This window comes from Micromonospora sp. NPDC023644 (assembly GCF_040640115.1).
Taxonomy (GTDB): Bacteria; Actinomycetota; Actinomycetes; order Mycobacteriales; family Micromonosporaceae; genus Micromonospora.
In genome coordinates, this window is the sequence record NZ_JBFABA010000007.1 from 68,360 (window position 1) to 93,319 (window position 24,960).

Sequence of the window (24,960 nt, forward strand, 5' to 3'; positions counted from 1 at the left end):
GTGGAGGAAGAACGAGATGTCCCAGCCACCGACCGGGCCGGAGGGCTACCCGCCGTACCCGCCGGCCGCGCCCGGTCAGCCGCCGTCGGGCGGCGGCCCGCACGGCACCACCTACGGCAGCGCGCGCCCCTACCCGCAGGAACAGCCGGACGCCGGCCAGCAGTACGCCCCGGCCCCGCAGCAGTACAACCCGGCCCCGTCCGCCGGTTACCCGCAGTCCGCGCCGCCGGCCGGCCCCGCGGGTTACCCGCAGTCCGCGCCGCCCGCCTCGCCCGGCTACACCCCGGGCAGCGCGTCGCCCTACACCCCCGGCGGCGCCTCGCCCCACGGCGGCCAGGCCTCCGGCGGGCCGGCCTTCGGGCAGCCGATGTCGGTGCCCCCGGCCTCCTCCGGGCCGGCGTACGGGCAGCCGCTGTCCGCCCCGCCCGGCTCCGCCCCGCCCTTCGGCGCCCCCGCGCCGGGCGGCCCCCGCAAGAGCCACAAGGTGCTGGTCCTGGCCGTCGTGGCCGGGCTGCTCTTCGTCCTGGGCGGGGTGATGACCGGCCTGTTCGTGTCGACCAACAACGAGCTGGCCCGGACCGAGAAGAAGATGGCCAGCGAGGTCAGCCAGCGCGACGGCACCATCGCGGCGAACGGCAAGGAGATCGAGAAGCTCAAGACCGACCTCCAGGCGGTCCGGGACAAGCTCGGCGACACCGAGCAGGACCTCACCGGCACCCGCAACGACCGGGACGAGCAGGCCCGGCAGAAGAAGGTCATCGCCACCTGCCTCGACAAGCTGACCACCGCGCTCGCCGCGGCGGCCAACGGCAACAAGGCGGCCTACGACCGGGCCATCCAGGGCATGGACAAGGTCTGCAACGAGGCCGAGAAGTATCTGTGAGGTGACCCGTCGCGGGGTCAGGCCGCGCCGGCGGGGCGACGCTCCGGCAGCGCGGTCACCCCGGGCGGGGGCAGCCCGGCGGTCGAGGCCAGCAGCGCGCACCAGGCCAGCAGGTGCGGGCCGAGGTCGTCGTCGACCGGCGTCCAGGAGGCGCGGATCTCGATGTCGCCCGCCGCGGGCGGCCCGGCCAGGTCACCGAACCGGGTCGACATGGTCTGGGTGATCGTGCCGCCGATCGCCCGGTGCTGCGCGTCCTGCGCCTCCAGGGCGTCCGTCAGCCACGTCCAGCCCACCCCCGGCAGCAGCGGGTCGGCGGCCAGGTCGACCTCCAGCTCCGCCGTCACGTAGGTGACCAGTCGCAGGGTGCCCTGCCAGGCCTCGTGGCCGGCCGGGTCGTGCAGCAGGATCAGCCGCCCGGAGGCCACCTCCTCGCCGTCGCGCAGGACGGTGGCGGAGAGCGCGAAGGCGTACGGGGCGAGTCGCTGCGGCGCGCCGACCTCCTCCAGCACGATCTCCGGCCGGGGCGCCGCGGACCGCAGCCCGGTGACCGCGCGGGCGAAGGTCTCCGGGAGCGCGATCGGGGGGGCCATGCCGGCAGCCTATGCCGCCGGCCGGCCCCCCGCCCGAGAGGCGCGCCGAGGCCGCCCCCGCCGCGACGGCGCCACCGCCCCGGACGGCGCCCCGCAGGCGCCCGCTGCCCACCGAGCTGACCGGGGTCACAAAAGGCGGCGCTGCCCGCTGCCGCTCGCGTCGCGCGTGGCACGATGGCCGCGATGACCACCACGCCGACGGGCGCCGACGCCCGAGACGAAGACCCCCGCCCCGGCGGACCGGCCGACTCGCCCTTCGTCCGGGCCTGCCGGCGCCAGCGCGGCCCGCACACCCCCGTCTGGTTCATGCGGCAGGCCGGCCGGTCGCTGCCGGAGTACCGCGAGATCCGGGCCAACGTGGCGATGCTGGAGTCCTGCCGCCGTCCCGACCTGGTCACCGAGATCACCCTTCAGCCGGTACGCCGGCACGGGGTGGACGCCGCGATCCTGTTCAGCGACATCGTGGTGCCGGTCGCCGCCGCCGGGGTGGACCTGGACATCGTGCCCGGCACGGGCCCCGTGGTCGCCGAGCCCGTGCGCACCCTGCCCGACGTGGAACGGATCCGGCCGATCACCCGCGACGACGTCTCCTACGTGGACGAGGCAGTCCGGATGCTCGTCGCCGAGTTGGGCGACACCCCGCTGATCGGCTTCGCCGGCGCGCCGTTCACCCTGGCCAGCTACCTGGTCGAGGGCGGCCCGTCGCGTACCCACGCGAAGACCAAGGCCCTCATGTACGGCCAGCCCGAGCTGTGGCACGCGCTCTGCGGCCGGCTGGCCGAGGTGACGCTCGAGTTCCTGCGGATCCAGGTGGCCGCCGGGGTCTCCGCGGTACAGCTCTTCGACTCGTGGGCCGGCGCGCTGTCGGAGGCCGACTACCGCCGCTTCGTGCTGCCGCACTCGGCGGGCGTGCTGGCCGGGCTGGCCGACGCGGGCGTGCCCCGGATCCACTTCGGGGTGGGCACCGGCGAGCTGCTCGGTGCGATGGGCGAGGCCGGCGCCGACGTGGTCGGCGTCGACTGGCGTACGCCGCTGGACGCGGCGACCCGGCGGATCGGGCCGGACCGGGCGGTGCAGGGCAACCTCGACCCGTGCGTGCTGCTCGCGCCGTGGCCAGTCGTCGAGGGCGAGGTGCGGCGGATCGTGGAGCAGGGCCGGGCCGCCCCCGGGCACGTGTTCAACCTGGGGCACGGCGTGCTGCCGGAGACCGATCCCGGCGTGCTGACCCGGGTGGTGGCCCTGGTGCACGAGCTGTCCGCCGAGCCGGCCGACCGGGGCTGAGCGACATGCGGGCGCCGTGGCGGGTGGCGGTGGTCGGCGGCGGGATCGCCGGGCTGGCCGCCGCGGTCCGGCTGCGCGACCGGGCCCCCGCGGGCACCGAGATCACGGTGTACGAGCAGTCCGGTGCGCTCGGTGGCAAGCTGCGCACCGGCGAGCTGGTCGGCTCAACGGTGGAGTTCGGCGCCGAGTCGTTCCTGATGCGCGACCCGGCCGGGGGCGAGTCCGCCGCCGTGGCCCTCGTCCGCCGGCTCGGCCTGGGCGGGCGGATCGTGCACCCCACGGTCGGGCAGGCCGCGCTCGTCGTCGACGGCGGGCTGCGCCCGATCCCGGGTGGCACGCTGGTCGGCGTACCCGGGGACCTGGAGCGCGTGGCCACGGTCGCGCGCCCGGCGGCGGACGCCGACGTCGACGCCGGCCACCCGCTGCTCGGCGCGCAGGACGACGTCTCCGTCGGCGCGCTGGTCCGGGCCCGGTTCGGCGACGAGGTGGTCGACCGGCTGGTCGACCCGATGCTCGGCGGCGTCTACGCCGGCCGGGCCGACGACCTCTCCCTGGCCACCACCATGCCCGCGCTGGCCCGGGCCGCCCGGGTGGAGCACACCCTGGTGGGCGCTGTCCGCGCCGCGCAGGCCGCGGCCCCCCGCGCGCCCGGGGCGCCGGTCTTCGGGACCCTGGCCGGCGGGCTCAGCACCCTGGTCGAGGCCGCGGCGGCGGCCAGCGGCGCGACGATCCGGCGGGGCGCGGCGGTACGCGAGCTGACCCCGACCGGGGCCGGGTGGCGGCTGACCGTCGGCCCCACCCGCGAGGCGGAGCTGGTCGACGTCGACGCCGTGGTGCTGGCCGTGCCGGCCCGCCCGGCGGCCCGGCTGCTCGCCGGCTGCGCCCCGGAGGCGGCGCAGGGCGTCGGCGGGCTGGACTACGCCAGCGTCGCGCTGGTCACCCTGGCGCTGCCCGAGCCGGAGCTGCCGGAGCTGTCCGGCTTCCTGGTGCCGAGCACCGAGGGCCTGCTGATCAAGGCGTCGACCTTCTTCACCACCAAGTGGGGCCACCTGCGCCGCACCGACGGGTTGGCGCTGATCCGCGCCTCCGTGGGCCGCTACGGCGAGGAGCGGCAGGTGCAGCGCACCGACGAGGACCTGGCCGCCACCGTGCACCGGGAACTGTCGGCGGTGCTCGGCGTGCCGCTGCCCGCACCGGTCGCCGGCCACGTGCAGCGCTGGGGCGGGTCGCTGCCGCAGTACACCCCGGGGCACGCCGACCGGGTGGCCGCCGCGCGGGCGGCCCTACGCGCCGGCCACCCGACGCTGGTCCTGGCCGGCGCCGGGTACGACGGGGTCGGCATCCCCGTCTGCGTCCGCTCCGGCGAGATGGCGGCCGAGGAGATCATCACAGCACTGGGAGGATCGGGGACATGACCGAGCAGACCAACGCGGCCCGGCTGCGGGAGCTCAACGACAGCATCCGCTACACGATGTGGTCGGTGTACCGGGCCGCCAGCCCGCTCCCGTCGTTGCGCGAGAACGTCACCGGCGAGGTCGAGGCGCTCTTCGCGGAGCTGGCCGGCAAGGACGTGGTCGTGCGCGGCACGTACGATGTCTCGGGGCTGCGCGCCGACGCCGACCTGATGATCTGGTGGCACTCCGCCTCCAGCGACGACCTCCAGGACGCGTACCTGCGGTTCCGCCGCACCACGCTGGGTCGGACGCTCACGCCGGTCTGGTCGCAGATGGCCCTGCACCGGCCGGCGGAGTTCAACAAGAGCCACATCCCGGCGTTCCTCGCTGGCGAGGAGGCGCGCTCCTACATCTGCGTGTACCCGTTCGTCCGCTCCTACGAGTGGTACCTGCTGCCGGACGCCGAGCGGCGCGAGCTGCTCGCCGAGCACGGCAAGATGGCCCGGGGCTACCCGGACGTGCGGGCCAACACGGTCGCCTCGTTCGCGCTCGGCGACTACGAGTGGATGCTCGCCTTCGAGGCCGACGAGCTGCACCGGATCGTCGACCTGATGCGCGACCTGCGGGGCTCCGGCGCCCGCCGGCACGTGCGGGAGGAGATCCCGTTCTACACCGGCCGCCGCCGCTCGGTCGCGGACATCGTCAACGGCCTCGTCTGACGCGCGGTCGCCCGCCGGAGGCTTCACGCCGCCGGGGTGGGACGGGGCGGCGGTGGCTGGTGTTCCCCACCGGGCGCACCGCGCGGCCGGGGCGAGGCGGGCGGCGGTGGTTGGCGTGCCGGCCCTGTCGAGCTGCCCCGTGGGGTGGGGCGGTGGCCGGCCCGGTGGCGGTCTCACCGGTGGGGGCGGTGGCCGGCCCGGTGGCGGTCTCACCGGTGGGGGCGGTGGCCCGCCCGGTGGTGGTCTCACCCGTGGGGCAGCTCGACAGCGACCCGATGATCCCGATGCGCGGGCCGGCCGGGGTCGCGCCCCGGAGGGATGGGGACGCGGCCCCGGCCGGGGCTCCGGTGCGGATCAGACGACGGTCGTACAGGTGGGCGTCGGCGTGCTGTTGGTGCCGGACCACGAGCCGAGGAAGCCGAACGTGGTGCTCGCCCCGGGGGCCAGCGACCCGTTGTGGGCCGCGTTGCGGGCGACGATCCGAGTGCCGCTGGTGGTCACGGTCGCGTTCCAGGCCGACGTGACCTGCTGGCCGTCGGCGTAGGTCCAGGTCACGGACCAACCCTTGACGGCCCCGCCGCCGGCGGTCACCGTCACCTCACCCTGGAAGCCTCCGCCCCACTGCCCGGTGACCCGGTAGGTGGCCGTGCAGGCCCCGGCCGGCGGCGGCGTCGTCGGCGGCGCAGTGGTCGGCGGCGCAGTGGTCGGCGGGGGAGTGGTGGGCGGCGGCGTCGTCGGCGGCGGGCTGGTCGGCCCGCCGGAGAAGTCGACGTCGCTGCACAGGTAGTAGGACTGGTCCAGGTGGCTGGCCTGCCAGATGGTGTAGACGACGTGCCGCCCGGTCCGCCCCGGCGCGTTCGCCGGGATCTCGATGGAGACGCCGGTGGGCTCCGGCTTCCACCCCGACGCCGGGGTGTTGCCGATCTGGCCGACCAGTTCCAGGTCGTCCCAGCCCAGCGGCTCGGTGAGCGCGTCGAAGCCCTGCTTCGTCACGTACACCCGGATGTAGTCGGCGCCGTGACTGGCCTGGTCGTACAGGCGGACCCGGAAGTTGCTGGAGACCGGGGCGGTCTTCCAGGCGCCGACGGTGTCGAGGGCGTCGTAGCGACCGCCCTCGGTCCGGCCGCCGGAGCAGAGCTGGCCGTTCGGGATGGCGGCCTGGTGGTTGCCGGCGACGCCCTCGCGGAACAGTCCGTTCCAGTTCCACATGGCGTTCGGGTTGGCCTGCCAGGCCTGCCAGCACATCGGGTCCTCGGTGGCCATCCGGGGATTCTGGAAGTCGCTGCCCCAGCGTTGCCAGCAGCCGTAGTTGCGTGACGCGGGGTCCACGACGGATCCGTGCGCCGACACCGGGTTGGCCAGGGCCGTGGTCAGCAGCAGCACGGCGGTCGCCGCGACGGCGAGCAGCCAGGCCAGGCGGGATGATCGAAGTTGAGTGGACATGGAGCCCCCGGGGGGAGAGGTCGGACGACGACGCCCGGACGGCCCGGGAGTTGCCCCTCCCGTGCGCGCTGCGTGGCTTCCGCGACGGCTCTGCCCGGAGGCTGTCACATTTATCGGCCTCGGTCAATGCCTTCCCGGCGCATCGGGGTGTGCGGGATGCCGTCCTCGACGTACTCGGGGCCGCTGACGGCGAAGCCGTGGCGGGCGTAGAGGCCGACCAGGTGGGACTGGGCCCCCAGCACGCAGGGGCGGTCGCCGACCAGCTCCAGCGCCGCGGCCAGCAGCCGGGCCGCGTGTCCGCCGCCGCGCGCCTCCGGGGCCACCACCACCCGCCCGATCCGCGCCACGCCGCCCGGGTCGGCGAGGATCCGCAGGTACGCCAGGGGCGCGCCGCCGTCGTCGAGCCAGAGGTGCCGGGTGTCCGGCTCGACGTCGCGCCCGTCGAGTTCCGGGTACGGGCACGCCTGCTCCACCACGAACACGTCGATCCGGAGCCGGAGCAGATCGTGGAAGGTGCGGGCGTCGAGTTCGGCGAACGAGGCGGTCCTCGTCACGGGGGTCTGTGGCACCCCGCGATGGTAGGTCGCGCCCGCCGGCCGGTCGGCCGCCGCCCCGGCCGCCGTCCGGCCCGGCCGCCGGCGTCAGGCGGGGCGGGCGCCGACCGCGTCGCGGATCTCGGCGCCCTGGGCGCCCTCTTCCGCACGGGCGCAGTGCGCGCAGCAGAAGAACCGGCCGGACACCTCCACCCCGTGCCCGACGATCTTGACCTGGCAGTGCTCGCAGATGGGCGCCAACTTGTGTGCGGCGCACTCGAAGCAGTCGAAGGTGTGCACGTCACCGCTGACGGTCCGCACCTCGAACGCCATCCAGTAGTCGTTACCGCAGACCTCGCACGTCGCCACGACGCAACCCCCCGAATCCGACACGTTTCCCCCAAGCCTGCGGCACCGGATCGCGCCGGGCGGGCGAAACCGCCCAGGTCACTCCGGTCCGGCGGCGTGTCGCCCCCGGCGTGTCGGGCGTTGTACCGGGTGACCGCGCACGACCCCGGAGGAACACGACATGATCAAGCGGAACAAGCTCTTCGGCAACCAGGTACGGGTCACCTTCAGCCTGCCCCGCGACACCCCGCCCGGCGCGGTCAGCGTGGTCGGCTCCTTCAACGGCTGGGAGCCGGGGCGGCACGAACTGGTCCCCCGCCGCGACGGCACCCGGACGGTCACCGTACGGCTCGGGCCGGGGGAGTACCGCTTCCGCTACCTCGCCACCGGCGGGGTGTGGCTGGACGACGACTCCGCCGACCGGGTCGACGAGCGGGGCAGCCTGCTGCTGCTCTGACCGTCACCCTGCGTGCTCGACCCGCCGAAGTTTCATCGACAGGAGTCTTTACTGTTAACAAGGTTTAATTTATGTTGGAGGGCATCTCACCAGGCATGAGTCTGAAGGAGCTGCCACCATGCGTCGAAGAATCACCATCCCGCTCGTGGCGACGGGCGCCGTCGTCTCCGCACTGGCCGTCGCGGCGCCCGCCCAGGCCCACGGCTACGTGTCCGGCCCGCCGAGCCGCCAGGCGCTGTGCGCACAGGGGCGGGTCCCCGACTGCGGGCAGATCAAGTACGAGCCGCAGAGCGTCGAGGGCCCGAAGGGGCTGCGCAGCTGCCACGCGGGGATCGCCCAGTTCGCCGTCCTGAACGACGACAGCCGGGGCTGGCCCGCCACGTCGGTGGGCAGCTCCGTCACCTTCACCTGGACCAACACCGCCCGGCACGCCACCAGCAACTGGGAGTACTTCGTCGGCGGCACCCGGGTCGCCGTCTTCGACGGCGGCGGGCAGCAGCCCGGCGCCACCGTCTCGCACACCGTCAACCTGGGCGGCTACCCGGGGCGGCAGAAGGTCCTCGCCGTGTGGAACATCGCGGACACCGCCAACGCGTTCTACTCCTGCGTCGACCTCCAGGTCGGCGGCGGCAACCCGTCGCCCACCCCGAGCCCGACGCCGCCGCCCCCGTCGCCCACGCCGACCCCCACCGCCGCCCCGACCACCCCGCCCGCGCCGGGCGGCACCTGGACGGCGGGCCGGGCGTACCAGGTCGGTGACCAGGTCACCTACGGCGGCCTGACGTACCGCTGCCGGCAGGCGCACACCGCGCTCCCCGGCTGGGAACCGCCGCACGTGCCGGCGCTCTGGACCCAGGTCTGACCGGACGGGTGCGGCCCGCCTCGGCGCCCGCCGCACCCGTCACCCCTTCCCGGATCGGAGTACGCCATGCGACGGCTGCCCACGGTCGCCCTGCTCGCCGCCCTGCTGCTGGTGTCCGGCTGCGCCGCGCAGACCGCCCCGGCGTCGCCCGCCCCCGCGCCGCCGGTAACGGCCGCGCCCGCCGCGACCGGGATGAACGGCCTCGACGTGGTCTTCCTGGCCACGCTGGCGGCCCACACCGAGCAGACGCTGGAGATGGTGCGGCTCGGCCGCGACCGGGTGACCGACCGGGAGCTGCGCACCCTGGTCGCCGCCATCGAGGTCACCGAGTCCGACGAGCTCGCCAGGATGCGCGGCTGGCTGCGGGACGCCGGACCGGCCGCCGCCGAGGCCGCCCGCCGGCACGACCACGGAGACCACGGCACCGCCGCCGAGGACATGGCCCGCCTGCGGGCCGCCCCGGACGGGCAGGTCGACCGCGTCCTGCTCGACCTGCTCGCCCCGCACCAGGACGCGGCGGCCGACCTGGCCCGGGCGCACCAGACGGTCGGCGCCGATCCGCGGGTACGCGACTTCGCCCGGCGCGTCGAGCAGTCCCGTACGGCCGAGGTCTCGCTCATGGCCGGCCTGGCGGCGGGCCGGCGGGCCTGACCTCCGGGCGCGCCGCCGTCGGCCCGCGACCCGGCGGAAGGTCCCCGGACCCCGCCGCCGGCGGACGCCTCAGGCGTCGGCGCGCGGCTCCAGCCGGATGGAGACGGAGTTGACGCAGTGCCGGGTGTCCTTCGGGGTGAAGCCCTCGCCCCGGAAGACGTGCCCGAGGTGGCTGTCGCACCGGGCGCAGCGGATCTCGGTGCGGGCCATGCCGAGGCTGCGGTCCTCGATCTCCTTGACCGCGCCGGGGATCGCGTCGTCGAAGCTGGGCCACCCGCAGTGCGAGTCGAACTTCGTGTCGCTGGGGTAGAGCTGCGCGCCGCAGGCCCGGCAGTGGTAGGTCCCCGGCGTCTTCGTGTCGACGTACTCGCCGGTCCACGGGCGCTCGGTGCCGGCCTCCCGCAGCACCCGGAACTCCTCCGGGCTGAGCCGGACCCGCCACTCTTCCTCGGTACGGGGCAGTTCACTCTCCACGGTCATGCCTCCAGAGCCACTCACAGATTCGGATGAAAGTACCCGCACCGAACAGGAACAGGCCCCGCGGCCTGGGAATTCCGGTACGGCGGGTGCGGCCGTCAGTAAGTGCCGGGGTCCGACGTCTAGGAGGCAGACCGGCTCAGCGCGCGGGAACGACCGTACTCGGCGAGGGCGTGAAAAGCGGCCTTGGGCGTCCAGGAACCGTCCGGCAGCACCCGCACGATCCCACGTGCGGCCAAGTCGTAGTCGTGCTCAGGATCGCCGGTGGTCGGCAGGTGCCGATTCGCGAAGGTGTACACGAACGCCGCCTCCACCCCGCCAGCCTCGTAGTCGCGCAGCAGGTCGACGACGTAGCGCGCCTGGCCTTCCTCGTCGCGCTCCAGCTCCGCGGTCAGCTTCACGGCACGGCCGTGCTCGTCGTACGCCACCGGTTCCGCCCCGCCGGCCACGTCGGCCGCGCCGCGGAACGTGCAGCAGCCGAATTCGGTCGCGGCGTACGGCTTGCCCTGGCCCACCGCCGCCGCCAGGGTCTGGGGGAACGCCGCGGAGTTGGTCGCGTCGCGGTAGCCGGCGTCGCTGGCGATGATGTCGAACGGCGCCCAGTCGACGTCCTCGAACGGGATCGAGGCGTATCCGACGAGACCACCGAACCGCTCGCGCACCGCGGGTACCGCTTCGGCGAGGAAGTCGCGCACCGCGGCCCGGGCGGCCGGGACCGCCTCCCTCATCCGCATCGGATCGGTGAACAGCGCCATCCGCTCCTGCAGGTCACGGCCGGGCAGGAAGCCGTCGGTGAACATCGAGATCTCGGAACCGGTGAGGTACACGACCGAGGCGCCGCCGCGCCGCAGCCGTTCGGCCCGCTCGGCGCCGTCGAGCACGAACGCCATGAGCCCGTCGCGGTCGAGGCCGTTGGTGAACGGGCAGTACCACACCTCGAGCCCGATCTCGGCCGCGAGCCGCGCGGTCAGCTCCAGCCGGTCCTGGACACCGCCGGTGACACGGACCGCGTCGCAGTGCAACTCGTCGCGGATGACCCGCAGGTCGCGCCGCACAGTCTCGGGGTCGAACGGCTCGTGGGTGGTGGATCCGGCGCTCACGAAGCCGGTGTCGTAGTTCATGCCGAAGACGCGCATCAAGAGTTCCTCTCCCTCTTACGGTACGCCGCGTACCCTATAAGGTACGTCCAGTACCCTGCAAGACATGAGCACGAGGCGCCGGGGCGAGGAGCTGGAACAGGCGATCCTGCAGGCTGCGGCGGCGGAACTACGCGAGTCCGGGTACGCGGGGATGACGATGGACCGGGTCGCCGCCCGCGCCGGGACCAACAAAAATGCCATCTACCGCCGATGGCCGCGTCGGGCGGCCCTGGGCATCGCGGCGTATCGCCACCTGTCCGACGCCGTCATGCCGAACCCCGACACGGGCACCCTGCGAGGCGACGCACTCGAGATGCTCCGACAGGCCAACGAAACGTGGTCGTCCCCGCACGGCGCGGTCCTGCGCGGTCTGCTCGCCGCCGCGGCCGACGACCCGGAGCTGCTCACCCTCATGCGCGAGCGGTCCGGCGCGGACACCATGGACCGCGCGTGGCTCGGGATGCTCGAACGGGCCGCGGCCCGGGGCGAGGCGCCGGCGGCGGCCACCCACCACCGGGTGGCGACGACACCGATGATGCTGCTACGCGCCGAGTACGCGATGCGCGGCGTCCCCTCGGTCCCCGACGAGGTGCTGGTCGAGATCGTGGACGAGGTGTTCCTGCCCCTGGTGCGCGGCCGCGGCTGACGCGGCACCGACCGGATCGTCGGCACGGCGACGGACGGATCGGATGCCGCCACGGTCGCACTGATTCGGGCGGGACTCGCCCGCCAACGGTGCGCCGGACGTCGGGGGTGTGGCATATGGTCGCGCAATGGGTGGCACCAAGGCCGCGGCCGAACAGATCGAGGTGGCCGGGCGCGACGTCCGGCTGACCAGCCCCGACCGGGTGATCTTTCCGCAGCGCGGCTTCACCAAGGCCGACGTCTTCCACTACTACCTCGCGGTGGGGGACGGCATCATGCGCGCCCTGCGCGACCGTCCCACCACGTTGCAGCGCTTCCCCGAGGGCGTCGAGGGGGAGGCGTTCTTCCAGAAGCGGGTGCCCGCGCGGGGCGTGCCGCCGTGGGTGGAGACGGCCACCATCAGCTTCCCGAGCGGTCGCAGCGCCGCCGAGCTCTGCCCGGCCGACCTGGCCCACGTGGCGTGGGCCGCCCAGATGGGCACCATCGTGTTCCACCCCTGGCCGGTGCGCGCCGCCGACGTCGACCGCCCCGACGAGCTGCGCATCGACCTCGACCCGCAGCCCGGCACCGACTTCGCCGACGCGGCCTCCGCCGCCGGGGAGCTGCGCGGGCTCCTCGACGAGCTGGGCGCCACCGGCTGGCCGAAGACCTCCGGCGGCCGTGGCGTGCACGTCTATTTGCGGATCGCGCCACGCTGGACGTTCACCGAGGTCCGCCGGGCCACCATCGCGCTGGCCCGCGAGCTGGAGCGGCGCCGGCCGGAGCTGGTGACCACCGCCTGGTGGAAGGAGCAGCGGGGCGAGCGCGTCTTCGTCGACTACAACCAGATGGCCCGCGACCGCACGATCGCCTGCGCATACTCGCTGCGGGCCAACGCCCGGGCCACCGTGTCCACCCCGGTCACCTGGGACGAGCTGCCCGACGTCGACCCGGACGACTTCGACCTGCGCACCGTCCCGGCCCGGCTGGCCGAGCGCGGCGACGCGCACGCCGGCATCGACGACACCGCGTGGGACATCAGCCCGCTGCTGGAGTGGGCCGACCGGGACGCCGTTACCGGCCAGGGCGACATGCCCTACCCGCCGGACCACCCGAAGATGCCCGGCGAGCCGAAGCGCGTGCAGCCCTCCAAGGACCGCGACCGCCCCCGCTGACCGGCCCGCCCGACGCCGCCGTGCCGCCCCGCGGGTGCGAGGGCGTCACCGACCCGCCGTCACCGACGGGGCGCGCCCGCCGCCGTCAGCGCCGGTCGCCGTACGCCTCCACCGCCTCCTTGGCCGAGCGCAGGTCCGCGCCGGTCGCCTTCCGGTACGCGGCGATCGCCTTGATCTTGTCGCCCCGGGCCAGGTGCCGTCCCACCTCCGGCGGCACGGGCGAGGCGTCCACCACACCCAGGTGGTCCATCACCAGCCGGAGCCGGCGCTCGATCTCGGCGAGTCGGTACGCGGTCCGCGCCTGCTCGGCCCTGCCCGGCAACTGGGCGGCGAGCAGCGCGACGACGGCCACCATCGCGACGGTGAGGGCGATCTCCATGCGGCGATCGAAGCACACCCGCGCCATCCCGCCGCCCCCGCCCGGCCCGCCGCCCAGTCCGCCGGGCGGCGCTGTCGGATAACGATCAAGTAACGGGCGCGAACCTTTCCCGGCCCGTCGCCGCTCTCCCTGATCGTCGGCCCGACTGCGGGCCAGGGGAGGGCGTCGGATGAAGCTGGTGTGGAGGCGGGCCCGCGAGGCGCGGGGGCTGCTGCTCGCCGCGGTGGTCGCGGCCCTGGTGGCGGTCGCGTTGGTCACCGGGCTGTCCGACTACAACCGGCGGGCCGTCGAGGCCGGCCAGCGCGCGCTGCTCAGCGGGGCGTCGTTCGAGGAACGCAGCCTCCTGGTGAGCGGCGCGGCCGGCCGGGACGCGGCCGAGTTCGCCACCCGGGACCGGGCGGTCCGTGACGGGTTCGCCGCCGGCCTCGGCGGCACGCCGGTCACCGTGGGCGCCGCCCGGTACGGCGGTGGCCGCGAGCTGACCGGCGACCTCGGGCCCGTGGTCCCCGACGGCGACGACCCGGTCTTCGCCAGCCTGGCGACCCTCGACGACCTGCCCCGCCACGCCGAGCTGACCGGCGGCGCCTGGCCCACCCCGGGTGCCTCCCCGATGCAGGTCACGCTGCCCGAGAAGGTCGCCGGCGCGCTCGGGATGACCGCCGGCGACCGGGTGCCGATGCTGGACCGCCGGTCCGACGAGGCCAGCACGGTGGTGCTCGTGGGAACCTGGCGGCCCCGCGACCCGGCCGAGGCGTACTGGCGGCTGGCACCCGGCGTCGGGGCTGGCAGCGTCGCGGACCCCGGCACCTCGTACGGGCCGTTCGTGCTGGACCCGGCGGACTTCGTCGCCACCTACCCGGGGGCGGTGTCGGCGTCCTGGGTCGTCGAGCCGGACCTCGCGGCGGCGGCCGGCGCGGGCCGCCTGCCCGACGTGCGGCAGGCGCTCACCACCGCCCTCGCCGAGGTGCCCGAGGCGGCCGGGCTGGGCTCCTCCGGCCAGACCGTCACGGCGATCGACCGGCTCCTCGACCGCGTCACCCGGGCCGACCTGGTGGGCCGTTCCTCGCTGGCCACCCCGCTGCTGCTGATCGTCGTCCTCGGCGGGTACGCCCTGGTGCTCGTCGCCGCCCTGCTGCACGAGGACCGGCGGAGCCAGACCGCCCTGCTCCGGGCCCGGGGCGCCGCGCGGCGGCAACTGGCCGGCCTGGCGGCCCGGGAGGCGGCCCTGGTCGTCCTGCCCGCCGGCGTGCTGGGGCCCCTGATCGCCGGCGAGGCGCTGCGGCACGTGGGCACCGGCGGCGCCACCCCGCTGACGCTCGCCGCCGGCGACACCACGCTGGTCTGGGCCGCCGCGGCCGCCACCGCCGCCGGCTGCCTCGTCGCGATGGTCGTCCCGACGTTGCGCGGGGCCGGCACCTACGTCGCCGACATGGCGGCCCGGTCCCGGCCCACCCGCGCCGCGAGCGTCCAACGGGCCAGCCTCGACCTGGTGCTGGTCGGCTTCGCGGTGCTGGCCTGGACCCAGCTGCGCCAGTACTCGTCGCCGGTCGCCGGGGCGGCCGGCCGGCTCGGGGTGGACCCGCTGCTGGTCGCCGCGCCGACGCTGGGCGTGCTGGCCGGCGCGGTCGTGGCGTTGCGGCTGCTGCCGCCCGCGACCCGGTTCGCCGAGCGGTTCGTCGACCGCAGGCCGTGGACCGCCACCATGTTCGGCATGTGGCAGGCGGGGCGGCGCCCGCACGCCGGCCCGGTGCTGCTGCTCGCCCTCGCCGTCGGCGGCAGCACCCTGGCCTGGTCGCTGGTGACCACGGGCGAGCTGTCGCAGGCCGACCAGGCCGACCACACCGTCGGCGCCGACCTGCGGGTGATCGAACGCACCGGCTCGGCACCCGACGCCCGGGCCGGTCAGCTCGGCGCGCTGCCCGGCGTCGGCGAGGCGCTGCCAGCCTGGCGGGACGAGATCCGCCTCGGCCGCGGCGACCTGCCGACGACGGTGGTGAGCCTCGACGCCGCGGCCGCGGCCGACGTGCTACGGCTCAACGAGCGGCTGACCGACGAGCCGGCGCCGGCGCTGCTGGACCGGCTGACCCGGGCACGCGGCGCGCCGACCGGCCTGGACCTGCCCGCCGGCACCCGGTCGCTCACCGGCACGGTACGCACGCCCGTGCGCGCCGCCGTCACGCCGCACCGGGTCGGCCTCTGGGTGCTGCTGACCCGGGCGGACGGGCTGGCCTTCCGGCTGCCGGCCGGCAACAGCGGCAGCGACGGCCGGCCGGCGCCGTTCACCGTCGCCGTCCCCGCAGGGGAGGGCCCGGTGCGACTGTCCGGCTTCGAGGTCGACGGCGGGAGCGCGCGCGGGCAGGCGTACCGCGTGGAGGTGTCGGACCTGCGGCTGGTCGGCGCCGACGGCGCGGCCCGGCCGGTGTCGCTGGCCGGCGAGTGGGTGGCCGTCGACGGCCAGGGCAAGCCCGTCGGCGCGCCGGTCACGGCCACCGGCCTGAGCGCCGAGTGGGAGGTCGAGTACCGGGCGGGCGGCCGGTTCGCGTTCCAGCCGCCGAGCCGGTTCGCCGTGGTGCCGGCCGGCGAGAACCGGCCGGTGCCCGCGCTGATGACCCCGGCCGTGCGCGACGCGTTGAGCCTGGAGGCCGGTGAGACGGTCGACCTCGTGCTGTCCGGCGCGACGGTGCCGGTCACGCTGGTCGGCGAGCTGGACGAGGTGCCGTCCACGGCCGGCGAGGGCGTGCTGCTGGACCTGCCGGCGGCGGCGGAGTGGCTGCTCCGGGACCGGGGCGGCGTCCGGCCGGTCGCGGAGTGGTGGCTGAGCACCGACGGCGACGGCCACGCCGAGGCGGCCCGCGCGGCGGCCGGGTTGGCCGGCACCACGCTGCTCGACCGGCGGGAGGTGGCCGCGCGGGCCGCCGACGACCCGTACTGGCAGGGGGCCCGCACGGGGCTGCTCGCCGCCGCGCTCGGCTCGGTGCTGCTGGCCCTGGTCGGCCTGGTCGTCGACGTCTGGGCCACCGCCCGGCACCGGCTGGGGGAGTTCGCCGTGCTGCACACGCTCGGCGCCAGCCCCCGGCTGCTGGCCCGGGCGCTGCTGGCCGAGCAGACCTTCCTGGCCGGGATCGGCGTCGGCGTGGGCCTGCTGCTGGGCGCCGCGGTCGGCGCGACCATGGCCCCGCTGGTCATCCTCACGCCGTCCGCCGGCCGGCCGGTGCCGGAGGCCGCCTTCGTGCTGCCCTGGCTGCCCATCGGCCTGACCGCGTTCGGCCTGCTGCTGGCGGCACTCGCCTTCAGCGCGTTCATCGCCCTCGGCATCCGGCAGCGGGTGGCCGTGGCGCAGCTGCGGATCGGGGGAGACCGGTGACCGGGTGGAGCGTACGGACGACCAGGAGCGGAGACGGGGCGTGGTGAGCATCGGGGCGGTCGTCCGCCGGGTACGGGCGTACGGCGGGCAGTTCCTGCTCCTCGCGGCGCTGACGCTGGTCGCCACGCTGGTGATCAGCGGGGTGCCCAGGATCGTCAACGGGTACGCCCAGGAGGGCCTGCGGACGCACCTGGCCGCCGTGCCGCCGCAGCAGCGGGACGTGACGTACTCGACGGGGCCGCTCGTCGCGACGGAGAACGACACCTCCCTGGTGGCCGCGCACCAGGTCGACCTGGCGGCGCTGGAGAGCCGGCTGCCGCCGGTCGTGCGGCGGACGGTCGAACACCGATGGTTCACCGGGGAGACAGTGGCCGGCCGGGTGCGGGGGCCGGACCTGGCGGCGAAGAACCTCCTGGTCGACCTCGGCCTGCGCGCGGTGCCCGGGATCGAGGAGGCCGGCACGCTGGTCGAGGGGCGCTGGCCGGCCGACGCGCCGAAGGGCCAGCCGATGCAGGTGGCGCTGGCCGCGGAGGTCGCCCGCAAGCTGAACCTGCGGCTCGGCAGCCGGCTCACCCTCATCTCGCCGGGGCCGGCCTCGTCCGACTCCCCGCCCCGCGTCCAGCTCACCGTGGTCGGTCTCTTCCAGCCCCGCGCCGACACCGACGGGCTCTGGGACGGCCTGCCACCGCTGCTGCGCGTCGTCGAGCCGGTGGGGGACGGGGAACCCTTCATCGCCGTGGGGGTCGTCGACGGCGCCGCGCTGAACCGCCAGGCCGCCGCCGGCTGGCCGCTGACGTTCAGCTGGCGCTACCGCCTGGGTGCCGAAGGCATCGACGTCCGCGAGCTGGACCAGGTGATCGACGGCCTCCAGCAGCTGACCCGGGAGGCGGCCGGGCGCAACGTCGTCCAGGGGCTGGACATCCCGCTGCGGCAGTTCTCCGCCGAGACGGACAGCGCCCGGACGGTGCTCGGGGTCATCGCCGCGGGCGTGCTGGCCACGCTGACCGGGCTCGTCGTGCTGGCCGCCGGGTTGCTGGTGCGCCGCCGCCGGGCGGAGTTCACCCTGCTGCGCGCCCGGGGCGGGGCGGCCACCACGAGCGCGGGCCGCAGCCTGGCCGAGGCGCTGCTGGTGGTGCCGCCCGCCGGCGCGCTCGGCTGGCTGGTCGGCGGCCTCGCCCCGGGGGCGCCGGGCGAGACCCGGTGGCTCGCCGTCGCCGCGACCGTCCTGGTGGCGTCGGCGCTGCCGGTGGCCACCCTCGCCGCGTCCACCGGCGGCGCCGGGCGCAACGACCTGATCCGGTCGCGCCCCTCCGCGCGTCGCCTCACGGTGGAGGCGGGACTGCTGGTCCTCGCGGGCCTCGCGGTCGTGCTGCTGCGCCGCCGCGGCCTCACCCCCGGGGAGGTCGATCCGCTGCTGGTCTCGGTGCCGGTGCTGCTGGCCGTGGCCGCGGCGGTGGTGGCGATGCGGGTGTACCCGTGGCCGCTGCGGCTGGTCAGCCGGCTCGCGGCCCGGGCCCGGGGCAGCGTCGCCTTCCTGGGCACCGCCCGGGCCGGCCGCTCCGTCGTCGTCCTGCCGCTGGTGGTCGTCGTGCTGGCCATCGCGACCGCGGCGTTCTGCGCGGTGACGGCCGCCGGGATCGAGGCGAGCCGGGACCGGGCCGCCAGCCGGGTGGTCCCCGCCGACGCCCTGATCCTGGGGGAGCGGATCGCCCCGGACACGGGCGCCGAGCTGGAGCGGCTGCCGGGGGTCCGCGCCGCGAGTCCGGTGCTGTACGAGGCGGGCCAGCGCCTGGCGAAGGACGCGGTCGGCACCGAGACCCGGCTCGGCGGGGTGACCGTGCTCATGGTCGACGGTCCCGCCCTGGCCCGGATCGCCCGGGAGGCCGACGTCGACGTGACGGTGCCGGCGGCGCTGCTCGCCCCCGCCGGGGGAGCCGGCCCACTGCCCGCGGTGGTCTCCCCGACGGTCGCCGCCGAGCTGGCCGACGCCGGCCTGGCCGGCTCCGCCTTCGTCAGCGCCCAGGGGCAGCGGTACGAGTTCCGGGTCGCCGCGCAGGCGGAGAGCTTCCCGCTGCTGCGCGCGGACAGCAGCCGGTTCGTCGTCCTGCCCTGGCAGTCCCTGCCCCGGCGGGACTACGCCGCCGTGCCGACCGGCTTCCTGGTGGCGGGCGACGACCTGGACGGCGACGCGCTGCGCCGGGCCGGCGACGCGGGACAGTCCCGCTTCCAGACCGGCGGGACGGTCACCGGCCGGGAGCGCCCGCGCGGCGTGGAGGTGCTGACCTTCGCGGACACCCGCCGGCAGGTGGGGGAGGGCGGCGCGAACGGGGTGCTCGCCTTCGGCTTCACCGCCGGCGCGGCCGGTGGGACCGTGCTCGGCCTGCTCGCGATCGCCTTCACGGTGCTCGCCGGGGCCCGCGAGCGCGGCCAGGTGCTCTCCCGGCTGCGCACCCTCGGCCTGTCCCGACGCCAGTGGCGCGGGCTGCTGCTGGTGGAGCTGGCGCCGCTGGTGGGCGTCTCGGTGGTGACCGGTGCGCTGGTGGGCACGGCCCTGCCGCTGTTGCTCACCCCGGTGCTCGGCCTGTCCGCCTTCACCGACGGCGTCGAGGTCCGGGTGGCGTTCGAGCCCGGCCTGGCGGCCGCGGTCGTCGCCCTCGGGGCCCTCGCCCTCGGCTTCGCGGTCGCCGTCGAGGCCCTGAACAACCGCCGGATGCGCCTCGGCGAGGTGCTCCGGCTCGGAGAGGAGAACTGACAATGACCGCTACCGCGGAGACCACCGCCGTGCCGGACCTGGCCGCCCTGCAACAGCGGGCCGCCCAGCGCGCGGCCGAGCGGGCCGGCGGCCGGGACCGGTTGCGCGGGCACATCGTCTGCGACGGGCTGGTCCGGATCTTCAAGACCGAGGGGGTGGAGGTGGTCGCCCTGCAGGGGCTCGACCTGGTCATCGACCGGGGCGAGCTGGTGGCGATCGTCGGTGCCTCCGGTTCCGGGAAGTCGACGCTGCTGAACATCCTCTCCGGGCTGGACACGCCCACCGCCGGCATCGCCCGGGTGGGGGAGTACGACCTGCTCAACCTCTCCACCCGGCGGCGACTGAGCTACCGGCGGAGCATGGTCGGATTCGTCTGGCAGCAGACCGGCCGCAACCTGCTGCCGTACCTGACCGCGGTGGAGAACGTCGAGCTGCCGATGCGGCTCGCCGGGCGGCGGGGCGGCCGGCGGGCCCACCGTGAGCGGGCCCGCGAGCTGCTCGACATGGTCGGGGTGGGGCACTGCGCCGACCGGCGGCCCGGGCAGCTCAGCGGCGGCGAGCAGCAGCGCTGCGCGGTCGCGGTGGCGGTGGCCAACGATCCCGAGGTCCTCTTCGCCGACGAGCCGACCGGCGAGCTGGACGAGGCCACCGGAGCCGACGTCTTCGCGGCGCTGCGCACCATCAACGCCGAGCTCGGCGTCACCATCGTGGTGGTCACCCACGACCACGCCGTAGCCACCCAGGTCCGCCGCACCGTCGCGATCCGCGACGGCCGGACCGCCTCCGAGGTACGCCGGACCGCGCGGATCGGCGCGGACGGCAGCACCGAACTGGTCAGCGAGGAGTACGCCGTGCTCGACCGCAGCGGCCGGATGCAGCTGCCGGCGCCCTTCGTGGACGCGTTGTCGCTGCGCGACCGGGTGCGGCTCAACCTTGAGCCGGACCACGTGGAGGTGCGCCCGGGCGACCGGACGCCGGACGAGCCGGAGGCGAACCGGTGAGCGGGCGGGTCGTCGTGGCGCTGAGCGGTCGGGAAGCCGCCGCGCCGGGCGGGCGGGGAGCCGCCGCGCCGGGCGGGCGGGAAGGCCGCGCGGCGGGCGGGCGGAAGGCCGTCGCCGTGATCGGGCGGGGCATCAGTCGGTACCGCGTGGCCAGGTCGGCCGGCCGCGCCGAGCACAGCGGGGCGGAATCATGAGCGAGCGGGACGTGACGCGGGACGGCCGGGCGACCGGGGCGGTGGCGGGCGCCACGGTCACCGACGAGGTGGTCCGGGTGGAGGGGGTCAGCCGCACGTTCGGCCGTGGCGAGCACGCCGTGCACGCCGTACGGGACGTCTCGTTCTCGGCCGGGCGGGGCGAGCTGGTCGCCGTGCGCGGGCGCTCGGGGGCGGGCAAGACGACCCTGCTCAACCTGGTGGGCGGGCTGGACCGGCCCGACTCGGGCCGGGTGGTGGTCGCCGGGCACGACGTCACCGGCGCCGGGGAAAAGGAGCTGCTGGAGCTTCGCCGCGGCACGGTCGGCTTCGTGTTCCAGACCTTCGGGCTGGTGCCGATCCTGTCCGCCGCCGAGAACGTCGGCGTACCGCTGCGGTTGGCGCGGGTCCCGGCGGCCGAGCGGGAGGAGCGGGTGGCGGTGCTGCTGGAACTGGTGGGCCTCGGCGGGCACGCGGGCCAGCGGCCGTACGAGCTCTCGGGCGGGCAGCAGCAGCGGGTGGCGGTGGCGCGGGCCCTGGCCAACGAGCCGGACCTGCTGATCGCCGACGAGCCCACCGGCCAGCTCGACTCCGAGACCGGCCGGTCGATCATGGACCTGCTCCGGGCGGTCGTGCACGCCCGCGGGATGACCGCGCTGGTCGCCACCCACGACCCGACCCTGATCGACCTCGCCGACCGCGTCCTCACCCTCCGCGACGGCCACCTCCTCCCCACCTGACCACCCCGCGCGCCCGCCTGCCGCCCTCCCGCGAGTCCCGCCCGGCCTGGCCCGGCCCGCCGCGCCGATCATGCAGTTGTGGTGGCCTTCTTCACATGTTTCGCACCCCTTTGTCGGGCACCACAACTGCATGATCCAGGGGCGAGGGGCGAGGGGCGAGGGGCGAGGAGGCGGGTCAGAGGGGGAGCTTCAGGCCCTCGTGGGTGGGGAGGAAGCCCAGGCTCAGGTAGAAGCGGTGCGCGTCGTGGCGGGTCTTGTCGGTGGTGAGCTGGACCAGGGCGCAGCCCCGCTGCTTCGCCTGGTCGACGGCCCAGGTGATCATCTGCCGGCCGAGGCCCCGCCCGCGCAGGTCGGAGCGGACCCGGACCGCCTCGATGAGCTGCCGCTCGGCGCCGTGCCGGCCCAGGCCGGGGATGTAGGTGAGCTGCATGCAGCCGAGCGGCTCCCCGTCCGCGTCCGCCACGATCAGCTGGTTGCGCGGGTCGGCGTCGATGTCGGCGAACGCCTTCTCGTACGCGGCGTCGACCTCTGTGAAGTCGCGGGTCCTGCCGAGCACGTCGTCGGCGAGCAGGGCGATCACGGCGGGCAGGTCGGCCCGGGTGGCCTCGCGGAAGATCACGTCACTCATGCCGCCCAGCGTGGCACAGCGAACCGGGCCGATGAGCGGGCGGCGCTGGCGGGCGGGGGGCAACATGGCTGTCCATGGACGTCCTGCTGCTGCCGTTCCGGTTGATCTACCGAGGGCTGGTCTGGTTCGCCAACTCGCCCCGGACGTTGATCATCTCGTACCTACTCATGATCGTGGTGGCCGGCGTGATCTACGGCCAGGTGGAGAACCGCAGCGCGGCGGACGCCGTCTGGTGGGCGGTGGTGACCGCGTCCACCGTCGGCTACGGCGACATCTCGCCGGTGAGCTGGCAGGGCCGCACCCTCGCCGCGCTGCTCATCTCGACCATGGTGCTGCTGGTCATCCCGTTGATCACCGCGCACTTCGCCAGTCAGCTCATCGTCGACGACGACGCCTTCGAGCACGAGGAGCAGGAGCAGCTCAAGGCCGACGTGCGCCGGATGCGGGCGCTGCTGGAGGAGATCGCCGCGCGGCAGGGCATCGACCTGCCCGACCTGCCGCCGGAGCGGCCGGTCAGCGCGCCGGGCAGCGCAGCCCTTCCCTGGGCACCGTCAGGTCGATCAGGTAGGCGTCGACCGCCTCGTTGACGCAGGAGGTCTGCGGGTACGCGGTGTGCCCCTCGCCCTCCCAGGTGAGCACCCGGCCCACGCCCAGCATCGCGGCCAGCGCGGGGGTCTGCTCGTACGGCGTCGCGGGGTCGCCGGTGGTGCCCACCACCAGGATCGGCGGCGCCCCGTCGGCCCGGCCCGTCGGGTACGGGTCGCGACCCCCGGGCCACTCGGTGCAGGAGAGCAGACCGACGGCCAGGGCCGGACCGAACATCGGGTACTTCGCCCGCCACTGCGACTGGAGCTGCCGGATCCGCTCCCGGCTCGGCTTCTCCTCCTCGTCGGCGCAGTTGACCGCCAGGTTGGCGTCGAACATGTTCGAGTAGCGCCCGTCGGAGTCCCGGTCGGCGTACGCGTCGGCGAGGCGGAACACGTCCTCCGGGTCGCCGCCCTCCAGCTTGTCGATGGCGCGGGCCAACTCCTGCCAGCCCGACTCGGTGTAGAGCGACGAGATGATCGCGTAGAAGACCCAGCCCGCGGTGGCCTCCCGGCCGTCGTCGCCGCGCACCGGGGACACCCGCGCCTTGTCGATCGCCGAGGTGACCCTGGCCCGGGCGTCCGGGGCGATCGGGCAGCGCCCGGCGTTGGCCGCGCACCACGTGGTGAAGTTGCCGAAGGCCCGCTCGAAGCCCTTGGCCTGGCCCTCCGAGCCGGCGACCAGGCCCTGCCGCGGGTCGACCGCGCCGTCGAGCACCAGCGCCCGCACCCGCTGCGGGTAGAGCTGGGCGTAGGTGGCGCCGAGCAGCGTGCCGTAGGAGTAGCCGAGGTAGGTCAGCTTGTCGTCGCCGACGGCGGCGCGGACCGCGTCCATGTCCCGGGTGGCCTGCTCGGTGCCGTAGAGCGGCAGCTGGTCGCCGTAGCGGTCGCCGCAGCCGCGCCCGATCTTCCGGCTGAGCGCGACGAAGCCGTCGAACGACTCCTGGCTCCGCGGGTCGGGGTCGTAGCCGAAGCTGGCGTCCAGGTCGGCGTCGGGGATGCACCTGACCGGGCTGGAACGGGACACCCCGCGCGGGTCGAAGCCGACGATGTCGAACCGGTCGGTGATCGAGGCGGGCAGGCCGCCGAACGCCGGGCCGAAGGAGAGGTAGACAGCCGTGTCCACGCCGGAGCCGCCGGGCCCGCCCGGGTTGACGACCAGCGAGCCGATCCGGTCGCGCTGCTTGGTGGACCGGGCCCGCAGCAGCGCGATCTCGAAGGTCTGCCCGGCACCCGGGCCGGTGGTGGCGCCGGCGCCCGGGCCGGTGGTGGCCCCGGCACCCGGTCCGGGGGTGGCCCCGCCGCCCGGCTCCGTGTCCCAGTTGCGCGGCACCTTGATCCGGGCGCACTCGTAGCGGATGTTCGGCGCACCGCGCCCGACCAGCTCCTCGGCCACCTCCGGGCAGGCCCGCCACGTGGGCGCCGTGCCGGGGGCGGCGGCCTCGCCGCCGGCCTCCGTCCGGGGCGCGATCGCCGGGAGGGTGCAGCCGGCGGCGACCAGCGCGGCGGTGGCCAGCCCGGCGAGGGTGAGCCGGAACCGGCGGAGCCGGTCGGGAGTGCGGGTCACGAGCGAGCCTCCGGGATCGAGTCGACGGCCAGGCTACGCCGGCCCGGCGGCGGACCCCACGGTCACCGTCGGGTCGCCGCGCAGCACCTGGTCCACGTCGAACCGTACGGGCCGGTCGAGCTGGTCGTAGCGGCAGGAGCGGGCATCACGGTCGGGCCGCCAGCGGACGAACCGGGCGGTGTGCCGGAACCGGTCGCCCTCCATGGCGTCGTAGCCGACCTCGACCACCAGCTCGGGGCGCAGCGGCTCCCACTCCAGGTTGCGGGTGCCCGTCCAGCGGCTCACCCCGCCGGGGAGGCGCTGGCCGCGCTCGTGGTCGCCGTGCACCCACGGGTGGTCGGCGCCGACGTCCCGGTAGGGCTCCAGCTCCTCCAGCAGCTCCGCGCGGCGGGCCATGGTGAACGACGCGCTCACCCCGACGTGGTGCAGGACGCCGTCGTCGTCGTGGAGGCCGAGCAGGAGCGAGCCGACCACCGGGCCGGACTTGTGCCAGCGGAAGCCGGCCACCACCACGTCGGCCGTGCGGGCGTGCTTGACCTTGAACATGAGCCGCTTGCCCGGCTCGTAGGGCAGGTCGGCCGGCTTGGCGATCAGGCCGTCCAGGCCGGCGCCCTCGAAGACGTCGAACCAGCGGTGCGCGGTGTCGACGTCGGTGGTGACCTGGGTGACGTGCACCGGCGGGCGGACCCCGGCCAGCGCCGACTCCAGCCGGGCCCGACGCCGGGGATAGGGCTCGTCGAGCAGCGTCTCGTCGTCGAGGGCGAGCAGGTCGAAGGCGACGAAGTCGGCCGGCGTGGTCTCGGCCAGCATCTTCACCCGGGACGCGGCCGGGTGGACGCGCTGGGCCAGCAGCTCGAAGTCGAGCCGGGGCTGCCCGCCCGGCCCGTCGCGCCGGATCACGATCAGCTCGCCGTCGACCGCGCACCGCCGCGGCAGCTGGCGGCGGGCCTGCTCGACCACCTCCGGGAAGTAGCGGGTCATCGACTTGCCGCCCCGGCTGGACAGCTCCACCTCGTCGCCGTCGCGGAACACGATGCACCGGAAGCCGTCCCACTTCGGCTCGTAGGTCATCCCGGGCGCGGTGGGGACCCGCGGGACGCTCTTGGCCAGCATCGGCTCGACCGGCGGACTGATCGGCAGCTTCACGGCGACCAGTCAACCAGACCGCACCGACAGTC

Annotated in this window: 24 protein-coding genes; 14 read left to right on the forward strand and 10 right to left on the reverse strand. The window is 75.5% G+C overall.

The window, feature by feature from the left end; genetic code table 11:
* The first annotated feature begins 16 nt into the window (after window positions 1-16).
* Window positions 17-883: a hypothetical protein gene (locus AB0G08_RS08190; protein WP_358084855.1), complete on the forward strand. Its 867-nt coding sequence runs from the start codon at window positions 17-19 to the stop codon at window positions 881-883.
* 17 nt (window positions 884-900) lie between these two features.
* Here the strand turns inward: AB0G08_RS08190 and AB0G08_RS08195 are convergent, their stop codons facing one another.
* The gene (locus tag AB0G08_RS08195) at window positions 901-1,473 is read right to left on the reverse strand and encodes a DUF3000 domain-containing protein (RefSeq protein WP_358084858.1); all 573 of its coding nucleotides are present in this window, start codon (window positions 1,471-1,473) and stop codon (window positions 901-903) included.
* A gap of 183 nt (window positions 1,474-1,656) precedes the next feature.
* On the opposite strand from AB0G08_RS08195, the gene hemE reads away from it, so the two are divergent.
* From hemE to hemQ, 3 genes are read left to right on the forward strand one after another with little or no spacing between them, the layout of a single operon-like run.
* A complete protein-coding gene (gene hemE / locus AB0G08_RS08200) occupies window positions 1,657-2,754 on the forward strand; it encodes a uroporphyrinogen decarboxylase (protein WP_358084861.1) in 1,098 nt (365 codons plus the stop codon).
* Window positions 2,755-2,759: 5 nt separating this feature from the next.
* Complete coding sequence (hemG, locus tag AB0G08_RS08205; protein WP_358084864.1) at window positions 2,760-4,169, forward strand: protoporphyrinogen oxidase; 1,410 nt, start codon at window positions 2,760-2,762, stop codon at window positions 4,167-4,169.
* Complete coding sequence (gene hemQ / locus AB0G08_RS08210) at window positions 4,166-4,867, forward strand: hydrogen peroxide-dependent heme synthase (RefSeq protein WP_358084868.1); 702 nt, start codon at window positions 4,166-4,168, stop codon at window positions 4,865-4,867. The genes hemG and hemQ overlap by 4 nt, the downstream gene beginning before the upstream one ends.
* 354 nt (window positions 4,868-5,221) lie before the next feature.
* On the opposite strand, the gene AB0G08_RS08215 is transcribed toward hemQ, so the two are convergent.
* The 3 genes from AB0G08_RS08215 to AB0G08_RS08225 all read right to left on the reverse strand — a co-directional run bounded on the left by AB0G08_RS08215 (window position 5,222) and on the right by AB0G08_RS08225 (window position 7,212).
* Window positions 5,222-6,310: a lytic polysaccharide monooxygenase gene (locus AB0G08_RS08215; RefSeq protein WP_358084871.1), complete on the reverse strand. Its 1,089-nt coding sequence runs from the start codon at window positions 6,308-6,310 to the stop codon at window positions 5,222-5,224.
* A gap of 110 nt (window positions 6,311-6,420) precedes the next feature.
* Window positions 6,421-6,879, reverse strand: coding sequence for a GNAT family N-acetyltransferase (locus tag AB0G08_RS08220; protein WP_358084874.1), 459 nt, complete (start codon window positions 6,877-6,879; stop codon window positions 6,421-6,423).
* Between the two features lie 72 nt (window positions 6,880-6,951).
* The gene (locus tag AB0G08_RS08225) at window positions 6,952-7,212 is read right to left on the reverse strand and encodes a Prokaryotic metallothionein (RefSeq protein ID WP_357880167.1); all 261 of its coding nucleotides are present in this window, start codon (window positions 7,210-7,212) and stop codon (window positions 6,952-6,954) included.
* Window positions 7,213-7,372: 160 nt separating this feature from the next.
* Between AB0G08_RS08225 and AB0G08_RS08230 the strand changes: the two genes are divergently transcribed.
* The 3 genes from AB0G08_RS08230 (at window position 7,373) to AB0G08_RS08240 (ending at window position 9,161) form a co-directional block, all read left to right on the forward strand.
* Entirely contained in the window at window positions 7,373-7,648 is a 276-nt protein-coding gene (locus tag AB0G08_RS08230; RefSeq protein WP_358084877.1) for an isoamylase early set domain-containing protein, read from the forward strand.
* A 118-nt stretch (window positions 7,649-7,766) separates the two neighbouring features.
* Window positions 7,767-8,510: a lytic polysaccharide monooxygenase gene (locus tag AB0G08_RS08235; RefSeq protein WP_358084879.1), complete on the forward strand. Its 744-nt coding sequence runs from the start codon at window positions 7,767-7,769 to the stop codon at window positions 8,508-8,510.
* Between the two features lie 66 nt (window positions 8,511-8,576).
* Window positions 8,577-9,161, forward strand: coding sequence for a DUF305 domain-containing protein (locus AB0G08_RS08240; protein WP_358084882.1), 585 nt, complete (start codon window positions 8,577-8,579; stop codon window positions 9,159-9,161).
* 69 nt (window positions 9,162-9,230) lie between these two features.
* On the opposite strand, the gene msrB is transcribed toward AB0G08_RS08240, so the two are convergent.
* Both msrB and AB0G08_RS08250 read right to left on the reverse strand, forming a co-directional pair.
* Window positions 9,231-9,641, reverse strand: a complete 411-nt coding sequence (gene msrB, locus AB0G08_RS08245; RefSeq protein WP_334605742.1) for a peptide-methionine (R)-S-oxide reductase MsrB — start codon at window positions 9,639-9,641, stop codon at window positions 9,231-9,233.
* A gap of 119 nt (window positions 9,642-9,760) precedes the next feature.
* Window positions 9,761-10,774, reverse strand: coding sequence for a hypothetical protein (locus AB0G08_RS08250; protein ID WP_358084886.1), 1,014 nt, complete (start codon window positions 10,772-10,774; stop codon window positions 9,761-9,763).
* A 67-nt stretch (window positions 10,775-10,841) separates the two neighbouring features.
* On the opposite strand from AB0G08_RS08250, the gene AB0G08_RS08255 reads away from it, so the two are divergent.
* Both AB0G08_RS08255 and ligD read left to right on the forward strand, forming a co-directional pair.
* Window positions 10,842-11,423, forward strand: a complete 582-nt coding sequence (locus AB0G08_RS08255) for a TetR/AcrR family transcriptional regulator (RefSeq protein ID WP_358084889.1) — start codon at window positions 10,842-10,844, stop codon at window positions 11,421-11,423.
* A gap of 127 nt (window positions 11,424-11,550) precedes the next feature.
* The gene (ligD, locus tag AB0G08_RS08260; RefSeq protein WP_358084892.1) at window positions 11,551-12,576 is read left to right on the forward strand and encodes a non-homologous end-joining DNA ligase; all 1,026 of its coding nucleotides are present in this window, start codon (window positions 11,551-11,553) and stop codon (window positions 12,574-12,576) included.
* 85 nt (window positions 12,577-12,661) lie between these two features.
* On the opposite strand, the gene AB0G08_RS08265 is transcribed toward ligD, so the two are convergent.
* A complete protein-coding gene (locus tag AB0G08_RS08265; protein ID WP_358084895.1) occupies window positions 12,662-12,955 on the reverse strand; it encodes a hypothetical protein in 294 nt (97 codons plus the stop codon).
* Between the two features lie 169 nt (window positions 12,956-13,124).
* Between AB0G08_RS08265 and AB0G08_RS08270 the strand changes: the two genes are divergently transcribed.
* From AB0G08_RS08270 to AB0G08_RS08285, 4 genes are all read left to right on the forward strand, one after another.
* On the forward strand, window positions 13,125-16,319 hold the full coding sequence (locus tag AB0G08_RS08270) for an FtsX-like permease family protein (protein ID WP_358084898.1): 3,195 nt from the start codon (window positions 13,125-13,127) through the stop codon (window positions 16,317-16,319).
* Between the two features lie 4 nt (window positions 16,320-16,323).
* Entirely contained in the window at window positions 16,324-19,071 is a 2,748-nt protein-coding gene (locus AB0G08_RS08275; RefSeq protein ID WP_358084902.1) for an FtsX-like permease family protein, read from the forward strand.
* Between the two features lie 2 nt (window positions 19,072-19,073).
* On the forward strand, window positions 19,074-20,072 hold the full coding sequence (locus AB0G08_RS08280; protein ID WP_358084907.1) for an ABC transporter ATP-binding protein: 999 nt from the start codon (window positions 19,074-19,076) through the stop codon (window positions 20,070-20,072).
* 190 nt (window positions 20,073-20,262) lie between these two features.
* Complete coding sequence (locus AB0G08_RS08285) at window positions 20,263-21,003, forward strand: ABC transporter ATP-binding protein (RefSeq protein ID WP_358084910.1); 741 nt, start codon at window positions 20,263-20,265, stop codon at window positions 21,001-21,003.
* 175 nt (window positions 21,004-21,178) lie between these two features.
* On the opposite strand, the gene AB0G08_RS08290 is transcribed toward AB0G08_RS08285, so the two are convergent.
* Entirely contained in the window at window positions 21,179-21,631 is a 453-nt protein-coding gene (locus AB0G08_RS08290; protein WP_358084912.1) for a GNAT family N-acetyltransferase, read from the reverse strand.
* Between the two features lie 74 nt (window positions 21,632-21,705).
* Here AB0G08_RS08290 and AB0G08_RS08295 point away from each other — a divergent pair, with 74 nt between their 5' ends.
* Window positions 21,706-22,218, forward strand: a complete 513-nt coding sequence (locus AB0G08_RS08295; RefSeq protein ID WP_358084914.1) for an ion channel — start codon at window positions 21,706-21,708, stop codon at window positions 22,216-22,218.
* On the opposite strand, the gene AB0G08_RS08300 is transcribed toward AB0G08_RS08295, so the two are convergent.
* Window positions 22,145-23,731: an alpha/beta hydrolase gene (locus tag AB0G08_RS08300; RefSeq protein WP_358085131.1), complete on the reverse strand. Its 1,587-nt coding sequence runs from the start codon at window positions 23,729-23,731 to the stop codon at window positions 22,145-22,147. The genes AB0G08_RS08295 and AB0G08_RS08300 overlap by 74 nt on opposite strands.
* Window positions 23,732-23,815: 84 nt before the next feature.
* Window positions 23,816-24,928, reverse strand: a complete 1,113-nt coding sequence (locus AB0G08_RS08305; protein WP_358084916.1) for an ATP-dependent DNA ligase — start codon at window positions 24,926-24,928, stop codon at window positions 23,816-23,818.
* Window positions 24,929-24,960 lie beyond the last annotated feature (32 nt).

Coding starts and splice junctions, on each gene's coding strand:
- AB0G08_RS08250 (WP_358084886.1), bottom strand. CDS start 10,774: ATGCGCGTCTTCGGCATGAACTACGACACCGGCTTCGTGAGCGCCGGA.
- AB0G08_RS08270 (WP_358084898.1), top strand. CDS start 13,125: ATGAAGCTGGTGTGGAGGCGGGCCCGCGAGGCGCGGGGGCTGCTGCTC.
- AB0G08_RS08295 (WP_358084914.1), top strand. CDS start 21,706: ATGGACGTCCTGCTGCTGCCGTTCCGGTTGATCTACCGAGGGCTGGTC.
- hemQ (WP_358084868.1), top strand. CDS start 4,166: ATGACCGAGCAGACCAACGCGGCCCGGCTGCGGGAGCTCAACGACAGC.
- hemG (WP_358084864.1), top strand. CDS start 2,760: ATGCGGGCGCCGTGGCGGGTGGCGGTGGTCGGCGGCGGGATCGCCGGG.
- AB0G08_RS08235 (WP_358084879.1), top strand. CDS start 7,767: ATGCGTCGAAGAATCACCATCCCGCTCGTGGCGACGGGCGCCGTCGTC.
- hemE (WP_358084861.1), top strand. CDS start 1,657: ATGACCACCACGCCGACGGGCGCCGACGCCCGAGACGAAGACCCCCGC.
- AB0G08_RS08240 (WP_358084882.1), top strand. CDS start 8,577: ATGCGACGGCTGCCCACGGTCGCCCTGCTCGCCGCCCTGCTGCTGGTG.
- AB0G08_RS08255 (WP_358084889.1), top strand. CDS start 10,842: ATGAGCACGAGGCGCCGGGGCGAGGAGCTGGAACAGGCGATCCTGCAG.
- AB0G08_RS08290 (WP_358084912.1), bottom strand. CDS start 21,631: ATGAGTGACGTGATCTTCCGCGAGGCCACCCGGGCCGACCTGCCCGCC.
- msrB (WP_334605742.1), bottom strand. CDS start 9,641: ATGACCGTGGAGAGTGAACTGCCCCGTACCGAGGAAGAGTGGCGGGTC.
- ligD (WP_358084892.1), top strand. CDS start 11,551: ATGGGTGGCACCAAGGCCGCGGCCGAACAGATCGAGGTGGCCGGGCGC.
- AB0G08_RS08285 (WP_358084910.1), top strand. CDS start 20,263: ATGAGCGAGCGGGACGTGACGCGGGACGGCCGGGCGACCGGGGCGGTG.
- AB0G08_RS08195 (WP_358084858.1), bottom strand. CDS start 1,473: ATGGCCCCCCCGATCGCGCTCCCGGAGACCTTCGCCCGCGCGGTCACC.
- AB0G08_RS08230 (WP_358084877.1), top strand. CDS start 7,373: ATGATCAAGCGGAACAAGCTCTTCGGCAACCAGGTACGGGTCACCTTC.
- AB0G08_RS08215 (WP_358084871.1), bottom strand. CDS start 6,310: ATGTCCACTCAACTTCGATCATCCCGCCTGGCCTGGCTGCTCGCCGTC.
- AB0G08_RS08190 (WP_358084855.1), top strand. CDS start 17: ATGTCCCAGCCACCGACCGGGCCGGAGGGCTACCCGCCGTACCCGCCG.
- AB0G08_RS08265 (WP_358084895.1), bottom strand. CDS start 12,955: ATGGAGATCGCCCTCACCGTCGCGATGGTGGCCGTCGTCGCGCTGCTC.
- AB0G08_RS08280 (WP_358084907.1), top strand. CDS start 19,074: ATGACCGCTACCGCGGAGACCACCGCCGTGCCGGACCTGGCCGCCCTG.